1 protein-coding gene is annotated in these 451 nt (G+C 47.9%); it reads left to right on the top strand.

The genetic code is table 11. From position 1 onward, the window contains the following. Positions 1-66: 66 nt before the first annotated feature. On the top strand, positions 67-451 hold a 385-nt coding region (locus J0A66_RS21685; RefSeq protein ID WP_338143937.1), incomplete at its 3' end, for an NYN domain-containing protein.

A 451-nucleotide genomic window follows, 5' to 3' on the forward strand; every position in this document is an offset into this window, starting at 1 on the left:
GGTGATTGATCGAGTGACAACCTAAAGAACTGGAAGCAGTCGCTAAACGAGTTAGCCATTCAGCCTATTCAGCAATTTGCTTACACCACTGGCAAAAACTCCACCGATGCGTCGATGATTATTGATGCAATGGACATGCTCTACTCCGGCAAGTTTGATGCCTTTGCCCTGGTATCCAGTGATAGTGATTTTACTAAACTGGCCTCCCGCCTGAGGGAATCTGAAAAGTTCGTATTTGGTGTTGGCGAGAAGAAAACCCCAGTGGCATTTCGTAATGCCTGCGATGACTTTATCTACACCGAAAATTTAGAAACCTCTGTGCCTTCAGAGAAAGCGCAGAAGAAGCCTGCAAAAACCGAAGACCCCGCTATCACCGAACTGGTGCAGATTCTGACCAAGGCCTGGGAGCAATATCAGGAAGATGATGGTTGGGCCAACTTGTCAGCCGCAG

It is taken from the genome of Bowmanella dokdonensis (genome assembly GCF_017254865.1).
GTDB lineage: Bacteria > Pseudomonadota > Gammaproteobacteria > Enterobacterales > Alteromonadaceae > Bowmanella > Bowmanella dokdonensis.